The sequence below is a fragment of the Streptomyces sp. NPDC001137 genome, assembly GCF_040298885.1.
Taxonomy (GTDB): Bacteria; Actinomycetota; Actinomycetes; order Streptomycetales; family Streptomycetaceae; genus Streptomyces.
Genome location: NZ_JBEPBA010000019.1, coordinates 60,099 through 76,409 on the forward strand (window position 1 = coordinate 60,099; position 16,311 = coordinate 76,409).

The 16,311-nt window shown below is 72.7% G+C and carries 12 protein-coding genes, 2 tRNA genes and 1 other RNA gene; 6 read left to right on the top strand and 9 right to left on the bottom strand.

All coding sequences use genetic code 11. The features are described 5' to 3' along the window. Positions 1-61: 61 nt before the first annotated feature. The 5 genes from ABT254_RS31480 (at position 62) to ABT254_RS31500 (ending at position 3,736) form a co-directional block, all read left to right on the top strand. The gene (locus tag ABT254_RS31480) at positions 62-1,000 is read left to right on the top strand and encodes an ABC transporter ATP-binding protein (protein ID WP_351477411.1); all 939 of its coding nucleotides are present in this window, start codon (positions 62-64) and stop codon (positions 998-1,000) included. Further along, positions 997-1,776 (top strand): ABC transporter permease, encoded by a 780-nt coding sequence (locus ABT254_RS31485; RefSeq protein ID WP_351477414.1) that lies wholly within the window; start codon positions 997-999, stop codon positions 1,774-1,776. Before ABT254_RS31480 ends, ABT254_RS31485 begins: the two co-directional genes overlap by 4 nt. Next, on the top strand, positions 1,758-3,029 hold the full coding sequence (locus ABT254_RS31490) for a sensor histidine kinase (protein ID WP_351477744.1): 1,272 nt from the start codon (positions 1,758-1,760) through the stop codon (positions 3,027-3,029). Before ABT254_RS31485 ends, ABT254_RS31490 begins: the two co-directional genes overlap by 19 nt. Beyond that, on the top strand, positions 3,026-3,640 hold the full coding sequence (locus ABT254_RS31495) for a response regulator (RefSeq protein WP_351477417.1): 615 nt from the start codon (positions 3,026-3,028) through the stop codon (positions 3,638-3,640). The genes ABT254_RS31490 and ABT254_RS31495 overlap by 4 nt, the downstream gene beginning before the upstream one ends. A 23-nt stretch (positions 3,641-3,663) precedes the next feature. Beyond that, positions 3,664-3,736 (top strand) — tRNA-Gly (locus ABT254_RS31500). Between the two features lie 45 nt (positions 3,737-3,781). Here the strand turns inward: ABT254_RS31500 and ABT254_RS31505 are convergent. The 6 genes from ABT254_RS31505 to ffs form a co-directional block, all read right to left on the bottom strand. Then, positions 3,782-4,681 carry a phosphoribosylaminoimidazolesuccinocarboxamide synthase gene (locus tag ABT254_RS31505; RefSeq protein ID WP_351477421.1) on the bottom strand — a complete coding sequence of 300 codons (900 nt, stop codon included), beginning with the start codon at positions 4,679-4,681 and terminating at the stop codon, positions 3,782-3,784. Between the two features lie 109 nt (positions 4,682-4,790). Then, positions 4,791-6,287, bottom strand: a complete 1,497-nt coding sequence (locus ABT254_RS31510) for a N,N-dimethylformamidase beta subunit family domain-containing protein (protein WP_351477424.1) — start codon at positions 6,285-6,287, stop codon at positions 4,791-4,793. Positions 6,288-6,500: 213 nt separating this feature from the next. Next, positions 6,501-8,306 carry a M48 family metalloprotease gene (locus ABT254_RS31515; RefSeq protein WP_351477747.1) on the bottom strand — a complete coding sequence of 602 codons (1,806 nt, stop codon included), beginning with the start codon at positions 8,304-8,306 and terminating at the stop codon, positions 6,501-6,503. 389 nt (positions 8,307-8,695) lie between these two features. After that, positions 8,696-9,949 carry a phosphoribosylamine--glycine ligase gene (purD, locus tag ABT254_RS31520; protein WP_351477427.1) on the bottom strand — a complete coding sequence of 418 codons (1,254 nt, stop codon included), beginning with the start codon at positions 9,947-9,949 and terminating at the stop codon, positions 8,696-8,698. Positions 9,950-10,225: 276 nt separating this feature from the next. Further along, on the bottom strand, positions 10,226-12,481 hold the full coding sequence (locus ABT254_RS31525; RefSeq protein WP_351477430.1) for a DNA polymerase III subunit gamma and tau: 2,256 nt from the start codon (positions 12,479-12,481) through the stop codon (positions 10,226-10,228). A 67-nt stretch (positions 12,482-12,548) separates the two neighbouring features. Then, positions 12,549-12,645, bottom strand: an RNA gene (gene ffs, locus ABT254_RS31530) — signal recognition particle sRNA small type. A 73-nt stretch (positions 12,646-12,718) separates the two neighbouring features. On the opposite strand from ffs, the gene ABT254_RS31535 reads away from it, so the two are divergent. Next, a tRNA-Ser gene (locus tag ABT254_RS31535) sits at positions 12,719-12,806 on the top strand. A gap of 127 nt (positions 12,807-12,933) precedes the next feature. Here ABT254_RS31535 and ABT254_RS31540 read toward each other — a convergent pair. The 3 genes from ABT254_RS31540 to yczR are packed head-to-tail and all read right to left on the bottom strand — an operon-like array spanning position 12,934 to position 16,237. Next, a complete protein-coding gene (locus ABT254_RS31540; RefSeq protein WP_351477433.1) occupies positions 12,934-13,221 on the bottom strand; it encodes a hypothetical protein in 288 nt (95 codons plus the stop codon). A 53-nt stretch (positions 13,222-13,274) separates the two neighbouring features. Further along, on the bottom strand, positions 13,275-14,774 hold the full coding sequence (gene gatA / locus ABT254_RS31545; protein WP_351477436.1) for an Asp-tRNA(Asn)/Glu-tRNA(Gln) amidotransferase subunit GatA: 1,500 nt from the start codon (positions 14,772-14,774) through the stop codon (positions 13,275-13,277). Then, positions 14,771-16,237, bottom strand: a complete 1,467-nt coding sequence (yczR, locus tag ABT254_RS31550; protein WP_351477439.1) for a MocR-like transcription factor YczR — start codon at positions 16,235-16,237, stop codon at positions 14,771-14,773. Before yczR ends, gatA begins: the two co-directional genes overlap by 4 nt. Positions 16,238-16,311 lie beyond the last annotated feature (74 nt).

Sequence of the window (16,311 nt, forward strand, 5' to 3'; positions counted from 1 at the left end):
TCATGCCGAGTGATGACAGCGCGCACTGCTCCCGGGTCCCGGGCGCCGGGACGCTGAAGTCATGGACACGAACGAACACGAACACGTGATTGAGGTCACTGACCTGCGGCGTGTGTACGGGGGCGGGTTCGAGGCGGTGCGCGGAATCTCTTTCTCCGTGAGCCGCGGCGAGATCTTCGCGCTGCTCGGCACCAACGGCGCGGGCAAGACGTCCACGGTCGAACTTCTGGAGGGGCTCGCCCGGCCGGCCGGGGGCCGGGTACGGGTGCTCGGCCACGATCCCTACGAGGAGCGGGCCGTCGTACGGCCGAGGGTCGGAGTCATGCTGCAGGAGGGCGGGTTCCCGTCCGAGCTGACCGTCGCTGAGACCGCGCGGATGTGGGCCGGGTGCGTGAGCGGGGCGCGGCCCAAGGACGAGGTGCTGGCGCTCGTCGGGCTCGGGAAACGGGCCGGCGTACGGGTCAAGCAGCTGTCCGGGGGTGAACGGCGTCGGCTGGATCTGGCGCTCGCGCTGCTCGGCCGGCCCGAGGTGCTGTTCCTGGACGAGCCCACGACCGGGCTCGACGCCGAAGGGCGCCTCGACACCTGGGAGTTGGTGCGGGCGCTGCGCGACGGCGGCACCACCGTGCTGCTGACCACGCACTATCTGGAGGAGGCGGAGGGGCTCGCCGACCGGATAGCGATCCTGCACGAGGGGCGCGTCGCGGCGACCGGGACGCCGGCCGAGGTGACCGCCGCGCAGCCCTCGCGGATCTCCTTCCGGCTGCCCGACGGCTACTTCCTCGGGGACCTGCCGCCGCTCGGTGAGCTGGGGGTGTGCGGGCACGAGGTGGACGGGAACCTCGTACGGCTGCGGACGCGGGAGTTGCAGCGGGCGGCCACCGGGCTGCTGGTGTGGGCCGAGGGGGCGCGGGTGGAGCTGCGGGGGCTGGATGTGCGGTCGGCCTCGCTGGAGGAGGCGTTCCTGGGGATCGCGCGCGACAGGGCGGTGGCGGCATGAGTGCGGCGGTCCTCGGCCCGGTCGGGCGGCGGTTGCGGGCGCTGGCGCGGGCGGAGCTGACTCTGCTCGGGCGCAACCGGAGTGCGGTGGTCACGGCGCTGCTGATGCCGATTGCGCTGCCGTTCAGTGTGCGGCCTGCCGTCGACCAGATGAATCTCAAGGCGGAGGGGCTGACCGTCGGCGCGGTGATGCTGACCGCCGCGATCGGCTTCTCCTTCCTGTTCGCGGTGTACACCTCCCTGGTGAGTGCCTACGTCGCCCGCCGCGAGGAGCTCGTCCTCAAGCGGCTGCGCACCGGCGAACTCGGTGACGCGGAGATCCTGGCCGGCACCGCCCTCCCCGCCGTCTGCCTCGGCTTCGCCCAGGCCGTCCTGTTCTGCGTCGGCTGTGCGGTACTGCTCGACGCGGGGGCGCCCCGGGCGCCGTATCTCACGATCCTCGGGCTGCTGTCGGGCCTGGTGCTGTGCGCCGCACTCGCCGCGCTCACCGCCTCCTTCACCAGGACCACGGAGAGCGCCCAGATCACGGCGGCGCCGCTGGTGTTCGTGTCCATGTTCGGCTCAGGCATCATGATCCCCACGGAACTCCTGCCGCACCGGCTGGCCTCCGTCTGCGAACTGCTTCCGCTCTCCCCCGCGATCCGGCTGGTCCGGGGCGGCTGGACCGGGCAGTTGAGCGCCTACGAGGTGCTGGGCGCGGTGGCGACCGCTCTGGCCTGGACCGTGGTGGCGGTGTTTGCTGTACGGCGGTGGTTCCGCTGGGAACCTCGACGCTGACGGACGGGGGAGCAGTGGTGTTCGGGCTGATACGGGGGTGGCAGCGGCGGCACTGGCGGGAGCGGAGCAAGGCCGAGCGGGTCGAGCTCCAGACTCTGGTGACCTGGTACGTCACCACCTGGGTCTTCTCCCTGTCCTGGCTGGCACTGCCGCTGGTGGGCGGGCTCGAGCGGCGGCCCGCCCCGGCGGTCGTCGCGGGCCTGCTCCTCCTGGTGAGCGCCCTGCAGTGCGTGGAGGCCAACCGGCTCACCCGCCGCGTGCTCGACCACTACCTGGGCCGCGCCGAACTACCGGTCCGCGCGCTGCGCCCCGCCGCCGCCCTGATGGGCCTCGCACTGGCCCTGACTTTGGCCCTTGCCGCGCTGGGCGGAGCCGACGCGGTGACGATCAGGCTGGTCATCGGTGCCGCGCTGATGCCCTTCGGACTGCTGTACGGGCTGGTCGTGTCCATGCAGGTGTTCGTGCTCAGGTCCGCCGCGCTCGCCGGGGTGCTGATGTTCGCGTTCGCCTGGGTCGATCCGGACCCGGCCGGGATCGTCATGATCGGCGTCCTGACCGGCTTCGGGACGCTCTTCTCGCTGCTCGCCTGCCGCTGCGGGGCCTGGACCCTGTCCGTGCTGTGGGAGGCGGAACGGGCCCGGGAGGTCGAGGCCCGCCTCGCCGTCGCCGAGGAACGGCTGCGGTTCGGGCGGGACCTGCACGACGTGATGGGGCGGAATCTCGCCGTGATCGCCCTGAAGAGCGAGCTGGCCGTGCAGCTGGCGCGGCGCGGACGGGCCGAGGCGGTGGAGCAGATGATCGAGGTGCAGCGGATCGCGCAGGAGTCCCAGCGGGAGGTGCGGGATGTCGTACGGGGATACCGGGAGGCCGATCTCGGGGTCGAACTCGCCGGTGCGCAGGGCGTGTTGAGCGCGGCCGGGATCCACTGCGAGGTGAGCGGGGAGCCCGGCGGGCTGGAGCTCGGGGTCCAGTCGGTCCTCGGGTGGGTCGTGCGGGAGGCGACGACCAACGTGCTGCGTCACGGGGACGCGGTGCGCTGTGACATAGCGCTGAAGGCCGTCGAAGGACGTGTGGTGCTGACCGTGGAGAACGACGGCGCCTCGGATCCTGCCGGTGGCGGCGGGTCCGGACTGGCCGGGCTGCGCGAGCGGCTGTCGGCGGTGGGCGGGACGCTGAACGCGGGCCGGGTCGGGGCGGATGGGTTCCGGGTGACGGCCGAGGTGCCGCTGAGCGTGAAAGAGGTCACCGCATGACCGCCGTCGTACGGCTTCTGCTCGCCGACGACGAGCATCTGATCCGGGGCGCGCTCGCCGCGCTGCTCGCCCTTGAGGACGACCTCGTGGTCGTGGCCGAGGCCGCGTCCGGCCCTGAGGCGCTGGCGATGGCGCGGGCCCACGAGCCCGATGTGGCCGTGGTCGATCTTCAGATGCCGGGCGCCGACGGTGTGAAGGTCGCCACATCCCTGCGGGCCGAACTGCCCGGCTGCCAGGTGCTGATCGTCACCAGTCACGGGCGGCCGGGGCATCTGAAGCGGGCACTTGCGGCGGGTGTGCGGGGCTTCGTTCCGAAGACGGTGAGTGCGCGGCGGCTCGCGGAGATCATCCGGACCGTGCACGCCGGGAACCGTTACGTCGACCCCGAGTTGGCCGCCGACGCGATCGCCTCCGGGGACTCGCCGCTGACCGTGCGGGAGGCCGAGGTGCTGGAACTCGCCGCCGACGGGGCGCCCGTCGCGGAGATCGCCGAGCGGGCCGCGCTGTCGCAGGGGACCGTACGGAACTACCTTTCGTCGGCCGTTTCCAAGCTGGGAGCCGAGAACCGGCATGCGGCGGTGCGGCTCGCGCGGGAGCGGGGTTGGGTATAGTTGGCTCCGCGCCACGGCGCACTGCGGACGTAGCTCAGTTGGTAGAGCGCAACCTTGCCAAGGTTGAGGTCGCGAGTTCGAGCCTCGTCGTCCGCTCCGGTTCGAAAGGCCCCCGGTTCCCGCCGGGGGCCTTTCGCGTGTCTACGCCCAGCTGGTACCCGTCAGGCGCTCGTACGCCTCGATGTACTTCGCCCGGGTCGCGTCCACGACCTGCTGCGGCAGCGGCGGCGGGGGCTGCTCGCTCCTGCGGTCCCAGCCGGACTCCGGCGAGGTCAGCCAGTCGCGCACGAACTGCTTGTCGTACGACGGCTGGGCGCGGCCCGGCTGCCACTGGTCGGCCGGCCAGAAGCGGGAGGAGTCGGGGGTGAGGATCTCGTCCGCGAGGACCAGCGTCTCGCCGTCGAAGCCGAACTCGAACTTGGTGTCCGCGAGGATGATGCCGCGGTCCCGGGCGATGTCCCGGCCGCGACCGTAGACGGCGAGGGTGGCCTGGCGCAGTCGGGCGGCGGTGTCCGCGCCGACCTGGCGGGCGACCTCCTCGTAGGAGACGTTCTCGTCGTGCTCGCCGACCTCGGCCTTGGTGGCGGGGGTGAAGATCGGGGCGGGGAGTTCGCTGCCGTCGACCAGGCCCTCGGGGAGGGCGAGGCCGCAGACCGTGCGGGACTCGTTGTACTCGAGCAGGCCCGAGCCGGTGAGGTAGCCGCGGGCGACGGCCTCCACCGGGACCATCTGGAGCGACTTGCAGACGAGGGTGCGGCCGGCCCAGTCGGCGGGGGCGCCGGAGGGCAGGTCGGTGCCGATCACGTGGTTGGGGATCAGATCGGCGATCTGGTCGAACCACCACAGGGACAGCTGGGTGAGGACGCGGCCCTTGTCGGGGATCTCGGTCGGCAGCACCCAGTCGTAGGCGGAGATGCGGTCGCTGGCGACCATCACGAGGTCGCCGGCCTCGTTCTGGTACAGCTCGCGCACCTTGCCGGTGTGGAGATGAACCAGGCCCGGAACCTGGATCGGCTCGGGCTTTTCTACGAATCCGGACACGGTTCCTCCCCGTGGTTCTGTCCAAGAGAGTTCGATTCTCCCGTATGCCGGGGATCGCCTTTGGAGTGGGGTGGGCTCGAATGGGGCGGTGACGTGGGCTTACGTGAGTTCAGTCACGTTTGCAGATGCGGTCCAGGAGGTTGGCAGTGGCGCGCTGGACGCGTGTGTCGACGTGGCCCGGACGGTCCAGGGCCGGGGACCAGGCGAAGGTCCCGGAGGCGAACACCAGGGCGCCGGAGGGGGCTCGGTAGAGGGAGGTCTCCTGGTGGCGGAGGGTTCCCTCGGAGTCGGTGTACGGGGAGTGGGCGAGCAGGATGCGCTCCTCGTGCTCGGGGAGCGGGGTGCGCGGGAAGTAGCGGTCCGCCTCGCCCGCGACCAGGCCCTCGATCGGGTCGCCCTCATGGGCGCCGGTCGCCTCCCACAGCCAGTGGTCGGCGTTGCGGACGATCAGGGGGTGGGGGTCGGGGACCCGGCCCGCGTACTGGATGCCCACCAGTTGCTGCTCGGGGCGGTCGATCTCGCGCCAGAGGACGGGCCGGCCGGGACCTTTGCGCTTGCGGCAGGTCAGCAGGCGGTCGGGGACGCCGGACGGGGACGGGCCCAACTCCACCTGCCAGTACATGGTGTTGGCGGAGAGGAAGACGAGGGACGTGCCGTGCTCGCGGGCGAGTTCGACGGTACGGCGCATGCTGGCCGACCAGTACTCGTCGTGCCCCGGGAAGACCAGGCCGCGGTAGCGGGTGGGGTCCACGTGTCCCGCGTGCAGGTCGCGGGCGTCGGCGTAGGCGAGGTCGTAGCCGTAGCGCTCGGCCCAGCGGATGAAGTCGTAGGCGTGGCCGACGTGCAGGGGGAGGCCGGCTCCGGCGTACGGGCGGTCGAAGGAGACCGTGGTCGCCGCGTCGGACTCGCCCAGCAGACGGCCCTGTTCGTCCCAGGCGTGGTAGAGGCTCGCGCCCGTGCGGCCGTCCTCCGGGTAGAGGTTGTACGCCTGCCAGGTGACGTCGGGCAGCAGCAGGAGCAGGTCCGCGGGGTGGTTGTCGCGGACCGTGAAGGGGATGTGGGAGCGGTAGCCGTCGACGGTGGTGAGTACGGCGACGTAGGCGCCGATGCTCCAGTAGCTCGGGATCTGCAGGCGCCAGGAGAGCCACCAGTGGTGGCAGGAGACCGTGCGGTCCGCGGCGAGCGGCGGGGGCTGGACGATGCCGGAGAGACGGGGGCTGGTGGTGATCTTGGCTGCGCCGTCGCCGCCGTAGTGGCCGATGCGGTAGATGTCGACGCTGAACTCCTGGGGCGGGTCGACCGTGATGTGGAAGTCGACGGCCTCACCGGGGGCGACGGCACCGGTGGAGATGAAGCCCTTGATCTGGCGGTGGACGTCGTCCGCCGAGCGGGGACCCCCGGCTCGCGGGGCCGGGACGCGGGGGGTGTCGGGGGAGTCGCCCGACGACTGCTGGGGGCCGTCCACGTACCAGGGGACCACCTGGCCGGTGTCGTCGAAGTATGTCTCGCTGCCGCGGAGCCAGGGCACCGGGCCCTGGCCGAAGGGGTCGGTCACGGCATGCGCCAGCGCCCCGGATTCCCAGCGGCGGATCTGCTCCTGACCCATGGTCGCTCCCCTCCCTCGATTCCCCGCGGTCGCGTGGTGTGCCTGTCGCATGGTGTGGCGTACCTGGCTTGTGGCCCTGGCGTGCCTGGCTTGTGCCGTAAGCCCTTGCCATGTGCTCGATCGGTCCCAGCACATCACATTGCGCACCCATGTGGTCACTATTCGTTGCGAATTGGCCGAAAGTGGAATGGGGGGTTCCGGAACCGGTGACCGTCACACAAGCCGGACGGGCTTCTCGGGGCGTATGCCGGATTCGAGAAGCCAGGCCCGCAGGGGGGCCGGGTCGCCGTCCTCGACGAGGCTGAGGACGCGGGGGGTCAGATCCGTGGCCCGCTCGCCCTTGATGAGGAGGGACGGGCCGTCCAGCCAGTCGAGGCCGGGGGTGGCGCCCGCGGTGTCCATGGCGGCGCAGCAGACCATCGCGGTGACGTGGTCCGCGAGCAACTCGCGAGCCGTTCTCGCGGGTTGGAGCGGGAAGAGCGGGAGCGTGGCTTCGTCCCAGAAGGCGGCGTCGGGGGCGGTGCGCTCCGCGGGGGTGGCCGCTGTGGCTTCCTCGCGGGCGAGCTCGGCGGTGAGGCCTGCGGCGAGGGTGGCTGTGCGTTCGTTTTCCGGCGGCTCGGCCTCGGCTTCGCCTTCGGCCTGGATGTTCGCGCCCGCACCACCTGTGCTGCTTCCGTCGTCGGGTGCGGGTGGCCGCTGTGGGGCTTCCTCGCCGTCGGCGACCGCGGCTTCGGGGTCCGGGGCCGGTGGGGTCGACAAGTGGTGGAGGATTCTGGAGAGGGTGGGGCCGTCGGGGGGCGGGGTGGTGGGGTCGGGGGTGTGGCTGACGCCCAGGGTGTCGAGGACCCTGTGGAGGCGGGCCGCGTCGGTGCGCCATTTGCGGTCCACGACCTCCTCCGGATATTCGTCCCAGTCGACCGGCGCCCAGTCCGGGCCGGGCTCGGCGGGGCCGCCGTGGAAGAGGCGGGCGGCGAGGAGTGAGGCCGCCCCGTCCACCGCGCCCGGCTCTTCCAGCAGGTCGCAGGCGGGGCGCTCGCCCAGGCGGGAGGCGAAGCCCTCGGCCAGGCGGTCGCGACGGGAGAGTTCGGTGAGGGCCGCCACCACTCCCGCGTCCAGGCGGGAGGGCCAGCGGCCCATCCGCCAGGCGGGCAGCGCGACCCGGGTCAGCAGGCGGTCCCAGCCGGCGTAGGCCAGGCCGACCTGTTCCTGGGCGACGATCCTGAGGCCGTAATCCACAGCCTGTGCACGCTCGGAGGCCGCGGCCGCCACTCCTCGCTCCATCTGCGCCGCATGTTCCCGGCAGCTGCGCAGCAGCACGCGAGCCACCCAGCCGATGCTCGCGCACACCCCGCGGGTCAGGGGACAGCGGCCGGGGGTCGAGCCGACGGCCACCGCCGCGTCCAGGCCCCGTACGAAGCGGCGGGCCGCTGCTATGTCCGGGTGGGCGGAAGGTCCCGTACCGGCGACGACCGGAGCGAGGACCGCGCGCAGTTCGCCGACGCGCATCCACCACAGGAAGGGGGAACCGATGACGAGCACCGGTGCGGCGGCCGAACGCCGGTGGGCGCCCCGCATGCCCGCTATCTCGTCCCGGTCCGCCGCGGGCGGCGGGCCGTGCGCCGGGTGGGTGCGGTCCTCCAGCCAGCTGTCGCAGTCGGGGGTGAGCGCTATCGCCGAGGGTGCGGGGACGTCGAGCCGGTCGGCGAGGTCGCGCACCATCCGGTACAGGTCCGGGGCGGACTCCTCGGCGATCGGGACCGTCGGGCTGACGGCCGGGCGGGCGCGGGCGACCACCAGGGCGATGGCGCCCGCGGCGAGCAGGACGAGGACGGCGAGGGGGGTCATGATCCAGCGGGCGACGTGCCAGAAGGGGCCCACCAGGTGGTCCGTGGAACCGCCGGCCAGCAGGATCACGGCGACCGCCGCGGGCAGCACCGCCACGGCCAGTGCCCTGCTGCGGATGCGCAGCACGGCGAGGGCCCTGGCGCGCGCGGCCTGCGCGCCCGCCTCCACACCCATACCGGTACCGGTCACGGCCGGTCCTCACCCCCTCCCAAGCTGTCCTGGCTGCGCGGCTGTCCTGGCGTTGCTCACTCCCCCACTGTGGCACCCGCCACTGACATCGCAATGCCGGTGGGCCAAGTGCCGGACCGCTTGCGCCGCACCCTAGTTGGGGCCTCGGCCCACGTCAGCCGGATGGGGTATCGGTCACTCGATGGAATGGCTTTGGGGAGAGGTGAATGACGGAAAGCAAAGATCAGGCCCCTGATCCCGAACCGGTTCCGAGCCCGGTCCCGAGCCCGGTCCCGACTCTGTCCCGAACCGGATCCGGAAACCCTCGGGCCCCGGATCCTAAGACGGATCCGGGGCCCGAAAGGTTGGCCGGCGGGTGCGGGCGACGCGGTGGGTCAGGCGTCCTGCGCCGCCTTCGCCGCGATGTCCGTGCGGTGCTGGGAGCCGTCGAGGCGGATACGGGAGACGGCCCGGTAGGCGCGCTCGCGGGCCTCGGTGAGGTCCTTGCCGGTCGCCGTGACGGACAGGACGCGGCCGCCGGCGCTGACCACCGCGTCACCCTCGTGCCTGGTCCCGGCGTGCAGGACGTACGCGTGCGGGGCGTCCTGGGCGGCCACCTCGTCGAGGCCGGTGATCGGGTCGCCGGTGCGGGGGGTGGCGGGGTAGTTGTGCGAGGCGACGACCACGGTGACCGCCGCGTCCTCGCTCCAGCGCAGGGGCGGCAGGTCCTGGAGGGTGCCGTTCGCGGCGGCGAGCAGGACTCCGGCCAGCGGGGTCTTCAGGCGGGCCAGCACCACCTGGGTCTCGGGGTCGCCGAAGCGGGCGTTGAACTCGATGACCCGGACGCCGCGCGAGGTGATCGCGAGACCGGCGTAGAGGAGGCCGGAGAAGGGGATGCCACGGCGGCGCATCTCGTCGACGGTCGGCTGCAGGACGGTCTGCAGGATCTCCTCGACCAGCTTCGGGTCGGCCCACGGCAGCGGCGAGTACGCACCCATGCCGCCGGTGTTCGGGCCCTCGTCGCCGTCGAGCGCGCGCTTGAAGTCCTGGGCGGGCTGGAGCGGGACGACCGTCTCGCCGTCGGTGACGGCGAAGAGGGAGACCTCGGGGCCGTCGAGGAACTCCTCGATGACGACGCGGTCGCAGGAGTTGGCGTGCGCCCTCGCCGCCTCGATGTCGCCGGTGACGACCACGCCCTTGCCGGCGGCCAGGCCGTCGTCCTTGACGACGTAGGGGGCACCGAAGGCGTCGAGTGCCTCGTCGACCTCTTCCGGGGTCGTGCAGACGTACGAGCGTGCGGTGGGCACCCCCGCTCCCGCCATGACGTCCTTCGCGAAGGCCTTGGAGCCCTCGAGCTGCGCGGCCTCCCGGGAGGGGCCGAAGACCGGGATGCCCGCCTCGCGCACGGCGTCGGCGACCCCGGCGACGAGGGGCGCCTCCGGGCCCACGACCACGAGGTCGGCGCCGAGTTCCGTGGCCAGCGCGGAGACGGCCTTGCCGTCCAGGGCGTCGACCTGGTGCAGCTCGGCGACCTCGGCGATGCCGGCGTTGCCGGGGGCGCAGTGCAGCGCGGTGACGTCGGGGTCGAGGGACAGGGAACGGCACAGGGCGTGTTCGCGGGCGCCGCTGCCGATGACGAGGACCTTCACGGGGGTCAGCCTAACGGGGGTTTTGTGCGGGGTGCCGAGCGGGAGGGGGGCTGTGAACTGTACGTTCCTCCAAATTGTGCCGGGTGGTGGGGTGACCGGCCCTGGGGGCTGCCGCCCCCAGACCCCCGCTTTCGGCCTGAACGGCCTCGTCCTCAGACGCCGGACAGGCTGAAGTGTCCTGACCGGCGCCGAGAAAGGCCGCGGACGGAAAAGCTGCCCAAGACAGGCCCAGGCGCGGAAGAGCGGCCCGAGAAAGGCCGCGCGCGGAAGCGCGGCTCACTCGTTCGTGAACTCCTCCACCACCGTCGCCCCCAGCTCGCGCACGATCAGTTCATGGCCGGAGAGGGCCGATTCGTTGAGGTCGGGGTCGTCGTCCTCGGGGATGTCGTCCTCCGGGGAGACCGGGGGCGGGGGTTCCGGGGCCCTGGGCTGGGGCGCGGGTGTGGGGGCGGTCCGGGCCGTCGGGGGCGGTGATGTGGGCGCGGGTGAGGAGGGGGGCGGCGGGGACGCGGGGCGCTGTGTGGGGGTGCCGGCGCCGGGGTTGCCGTAGCCGCCTCCGCCGTAGGAGCCGTTGGAGGGGGCGGGCGGCGGGGCCGAGCCGCCGGAGGGGTCGACGATCGCCTCGATCTTCCACTGCACGTTGAACTGCTCGGCCAGCGCCTGGCGCAGTACGTCCTCGCTGCCGCTGCTCGCGAAGTTGTCGCGGGCGCCCGCGTTGACGAAGCCGAGCTGGAGGGTCGTGCCGTCGAAGCCGGCCACCTGGGCGTTCTGGCTGAGCAGGATCCAGGTGAAGCGGCGGCGGTTCTTGACGGCCTCCAGGATGTTCGGCCAGAGCATCCGGGGGTCCGGGCCGCCGCTCGGCGGCGTGGAGGAAGCGACGGGGGCGGGTGCCGCCGCCTGCGGGGCGGGTGTGGGCGCGGGTGCGGAAGCGGCCGGGGCGCTGGGCGTGGCCGGGGGTTGGCCGGCTCCCGCCGGGGTTGCCGTGGGCCAGCCGCCCGGGCGCCGGCCGCTGCCCGCGGAGGCCGCGGTGGGCCAGGCGCCGGGGGCGGGGGCCGGGGAGGCCGGGGTGGGGGCGGGGGACGCCGGGGCCGAGGGCGGTGGCGAGGGGGCCGGTGCGACAGGCTCCGCGGCGGTGGTCGGGGGTGCAGGGGCTGCGGGGGCTGCGGGTGCTCCCGGGCCGGCCGCGGCGGCTGCGCCGACACCGGCACCGGCGGCCGGCATGCCTGCCGCCGGCGCTCCCGCGTTCCGTACCGCAGCGCGCGCCGCAGCGGGGCCCCCGCCCGGGCCGCCGACGGCACCGGGCATCGGTCCGGCGTGCGCCTCGGGTCCCGGCACATATCCCATGGCCGGTGCGCCGCCGCCCGCGGAGAAGTTCACGCCCCGCTCGATCCGGTCCAGCCGGGCCATCACCGAACGCTCGTCCCCGTACGCGGCCGGCAGCAGCACGCGCGCGCAGATCAGTTCGAGCTGGAGGCGGGGCGAATTGGCGCCGCGCATCTCCGTCAGGCCCTCGTTGACCAGGTCGGCGGCGCGGCTGAGCTCGGCGGCGCCGAAGGTGCCCGCCTGGGCCTGCATGCGCTCGACGACATCGGCCGGGGCGTCGATGAGCCCCTTCTCCGCGGCATCCGGCACGGCGGCGAGGATCACCAGGTCGCGCAGGCGCTCCAGCAGGTCGGCGACGAAGCGGCGCGGGTCGTTGCCGCCCTCGATGATGCGGTCGACGACCTCGAACGCGGCGGCCCCGTCACCGGTCGCGAAGGCCTCGACGACGGAGTCGAGGAGCGAGCCGTCGGTGTAGCCGAGGAGGGACGTCGCCATGGCATACGTCACACCTTCCTCCCGCGCCCCCGCGAGCAGCTGGTCCATGACGGACATGGAGTCACGCACGGAGCCCTGACCGGCCCGGACCACCAGGGGCAGCACACCGTCCTCGACCGGGATGTTCTCCTTGCCGCAGACCTCGCCGAGGTAGTCGCGCAGCGTCCCCGGCGGCACGAGACGGAACGGGTAGTGGTGCGTCCGCGAGCGAATCGTGCCGATGACCTTCTCGGGCTCGGTGGTCGCGAAGATGAACTTGAGGTGCTCCGGGGGCTCCTCGACGACCTTCAGCAGCGCGTTGAAGCCGGCCGACGTGACCATGTGGGCCTCGTCGATGATGTAGATCTTGTACCGGCTGGCGGCGGGCCCGAAGAAGGCCTTCTCGCGCAGCTCGCGTGCGTCGTCCACACCGCCGTGCGAAGCGGCGTCGATCTCGATGACGTCGATGGAGCCCGGTCCGTTGCGCGCCAGGTCGCGGCAGGACTGGCACTCCCCGCAGGGCGTGGGCGTGGGGCCCTGCTCGCAGTTCAGGCAGCGGGCCAGGATGCGTGCGCTCGTCGTCTTGCCGCAGCCGCGCGGCCCGCTGAACAGGTACGCGTGATTGACCCGGTTGTTCCGCAGCGCCTGCTGCAGCGGGTCGGTTACATGCTCCTGCCCGATGACCTCGGCGAACGACTCCGGGCGATAGCGGCGGTACAGCGCGAGAGACGACACGCATACGAGGTTATAGGCGCCCACTGACAACGCGGGCCGCCCGGATGCGCCCGGCAGATCCCGGGAAGCACAAGACCCCCCACGCACCCGCCAGAGCCAACCTACCCTTGCTGCCTTCCGGCCCTGGGGGAGTTCAGTCAGATAGCGCCGCGTGAGGGGCTGGGCCCCAGCTTACCCGATCGCCGGGCGCCCGAACGAGTTCGCTAGCACCCTCCGACGTCATGTAATGTTTCCGGCGGAGGATTCGCCTAGAGGCCTAGGGCGCACGCTTGGAAAGCGTGTTGGGGGCAACCCCTCACGAGTTCGAATCTCGTATCCTCCGCCAGTGCCTCACCGGGCACGATGTCGAAGGGCCCCACCGTTCGCGGTGGGGCCCTTCGACGTTGTGTGGATGAGCGGCGGCTGTCAGCAGTTCGTGCTGCCCGGTCGTGGGCCACGAGGGTGTCGTGCGGTCAGCGGCGCCCGGGCGAAACGGAGTGGAGTTCCACGCCGACCCGGCACGGGAGCGGCGGCAGGGCGCCGGTGAACGGTGCCGGGCGGCCGGTGGGCGTGCCGAAGAGGGCGGCCGCCTGTTCGGGGTCGAGTGCGAACTCGATGCGGTCGCACTCCGCGGGGCGGTCGGCGGGGCCGACGACCAGGTGGAACGCCACCCCGCCGTCGGCGTCCTGGTTGGCGGTGACCAGAGCGTCGACCACACCAGAGATCTCATGCCGGGTGATGGTCTCGGACTGCATCTTCATGATGTTCCTCCTGATGTTCTTGGTCTGGGTGGGTTCGTGCGGGGCGCTTGCGCCTACAACTCGGGGGCCTTATCCAGCAGGGGGTGCCCCCACTGCTCCGCGAGCGCCGCCTCCAGGGCGGCGCCGACCCGGTACAGGCGGTCGTCCGCCATGGCCGGAGCGATGATCTGGAGTCCCACGGGCAGGCCGTCGTCCGGAGACAGGCCGCAGGGCAGTGACATGGCGGCGTTGCCCGCGAGGTTGACCGGGATCGTGCACAGGTCGGCGAGGTACATCGCCATGGGGTCGTCGACGCGCTCCCCGAGCGGGAAGGCCGTGGTCGGCATGGTCGGCGAGACGAGGACGTCGACGTCCTCGAAGGCCCGGGTGAAGTCCCGGATGATCAGGGTGCGGGCGCGTTGGGCGCTGCCGTAGTAGGCGTCGTAGTAGCCGGAGCTGAGCGCGTAGGTGCCGAGGATGATGCGGCGCTTGACCTCGGGGCCGAATCCGGCCTCGCGGGTGAGGGCGGTGACGTCCTCGGCCGAGCGGGTGCCGTCGTCGCCCACCCGCATCCCGTACCGGATCGCGTCGAAGCGTGCCAGGTTGCTGGAGCACTCGGAAGGCGCGATCAGGTAGTACGCGGGCAGGGCGTACGTGAAGGACGGGCAGGACACCTCGACGACCTCGGCGCCGAGTTCCCGCAGCAGCTCCACGGCCTGCGTGAAGCGTCGTATCACCCCGTCCTGGTAGCCCTCACCGGAGAACTCGCGCACCACACCGACGCGCATTCCCCGCAGGCCGCCGTGGCGCGCCGCCTCGACGACGGGCGGGACGGGCGCGTCGATGGACGTCGAGTCCATCGGGTCGTGCCCCGCGATGACCTCGTGCAGCAGGGCCGTGTCCAGCACCGTGCGCCCGCACGGGCCACCCTGGTCGAGGGAGGAGGAGTAGGAGACGAGCCCGTAGCGGGACACCGAGCCGTAGGTCGGCTTGACGCCGACGGTCCCGGTCAGGGCGGCCGGCTGGCGGATCGAACCCCCGGTGTCGGTGCCGATGGCCAGGGGCGCCTCGTACGCGGCCAGGGCGGCGGCTGATCCGCCGCCGGAGCCACCGGGGACCCGCGTCATGTCCCATGGGTTGCGGGTCGGCCCGTAGGCGCTGTTCTCGGTGGAGGAACCCATGGCGAACTCATCCATGTTGGTCTTGCCGAGAATGACGATCCCGGCGGCCTTGAGCCGGAGCGTCAACGTCGCGTCGTAGGGCGGGATCCAGCCTTCCAGCATGCGGGAGCCGCAGGTGGTGGGCACGCCCTGGGTGGTGAAGGCGTCCTTCAGGGCGAGCGGGACACCGGCCAGCGGGCCGGGTCGCTCGCCCCGTGCCAGCCGGGCGTCCACCGAGCGGGCCTGGGCGAGGGCCCCTTCGCGGTCGATGTGCAGGAAGGCGTGCACCTTCTCGTCGACGGCGTCGATGCGGGCGAGGTGGGCCTCTGTCACCTCGACGGCTGTGACCTCCCCTGCGGCGATCTCCGCGGCGATCTGTGCCGCGGTGAGCCTGATGATGGCGCTGTCCGTCATGCCGGGCCTCTCCCGTGTGGTGCGATACGGCGTACCGCCTCCGCGAGGACCTCAGGAGGCTGGGCGAAGGGGAGGCGGAGGAATCCTTCGAGGTGTACTTCGGTGCCGAAGCGAGGGCCCGCCGCCAGGCGCACACCGTCGCGTTCCGCGAGGGCGGCGATCTCGCGGGCGGGCCGGCCTCCGGCGTGGGCCCACAGGGCGAGCCCGCCGTCCGGCACCCGGAAGGTCCAGTCGGGAAGTTCGGTGCGCAGGGCCGCGACGAGTGCGTCGCGCCGGGTGCGGGCGCGTTCACGCTGGACGGCGACCGTGTCCGCGAACACGCGGGCGTCGTCGAGGAGGTGACGGACCACCAACTGTTCGAGGACGGGAGGTGCGAGGTCCACGCCCGCGCGCCGGACCGCCAGGGTGCGGACGAGCTGGGGTGTGGCGCGGATCCAGCCGACGCGCAGTCCGGACCACAGGGTCTTGGCCGCGGAGCCGACGGTGATCACGCTGCTCCCCGGGTCGAGGGCGGCGAGCGGGGTCGGTGCCGGGGCCAGGGGCGTGAGGGACAGCTCGGCCAGCGTCTCGTCGACGAGCAGGGTCACTCCGGTGGAGGCGGCCAGGGCGACGAGGGCGCGGCGCCGGTCCTCGGACATCAGCAGGCCGGTGGGCTGCTGGAAGTCGGGGGTCAGACAGGCCAGGCGGGGACCGGCACAGCGCAGTGCGCTGTGCCACGCCGGCACGTCCCATCCGTGGTCGCACAGCGCCACGGGAAGAGGGCGAGCGCCCGCCGCCTCGACGGCGCGCACCAGGTTGGGGTGTCCCGGCGACTCCACGGCCACCCGGTCGAACGGGCCGGTCAACTCCCGCAGCAGCAGCGCGAAGGCGCCGGTCGCTCCGTTCGTGACGAGGATCTGTTCGGGGTCGGTGGGCACACCTCGCCGTGTGTACCGCCCCGCCACGGCTTCCCTCAGCTCATCGAGCCCCGCGGGGAAACACCCATGGCCGTGCGCGTACCGGGCCAGCTCCCGTCCGGCCGCGTCCACCGCCGCCGGCAACCACGGCTCGGGAGCGGGCAGCGAGGCCGTCACCAGATCGATGACGCCCTCCCCTCCCTCCCGCACTCCCCCCTGGCCGGCCCTGCGCGGAGGCGGAACCCGAAGCGGCACCCCCGCCCCGCCTTGCGCCGCCGGTGCCGGCTGCGACGGCAGGATCGTGTAGGTGCCCGACCCGTGGCGGCTCTCGGCGTGACCGGAGGAGCACAGGAGCCGATAGGCGGCCGTGACCGTGGTGCGGCTCACGACGAGGTCGGCTGCCAGCCGGCGTTCGGCGGGCAGGCGCGTGCCGGGTGGGATACGACCGTCGCGGACGAGGTCGAGCAGACAGGCCGCCAGTTGCCGGTACGCACTGCCCTCTGTGCCGCGCCAGTTGCCGAGCAGCACTCCCAGCGGAGGAACAACGGCCTGTCGCGCTCCGTCCACGCCCATCCCCCCATTTCGTCCGCTGTGTCGCTTCATGCCTTCCCCCCGCCGGTGCCGCCCCGCACCCGAGCCTG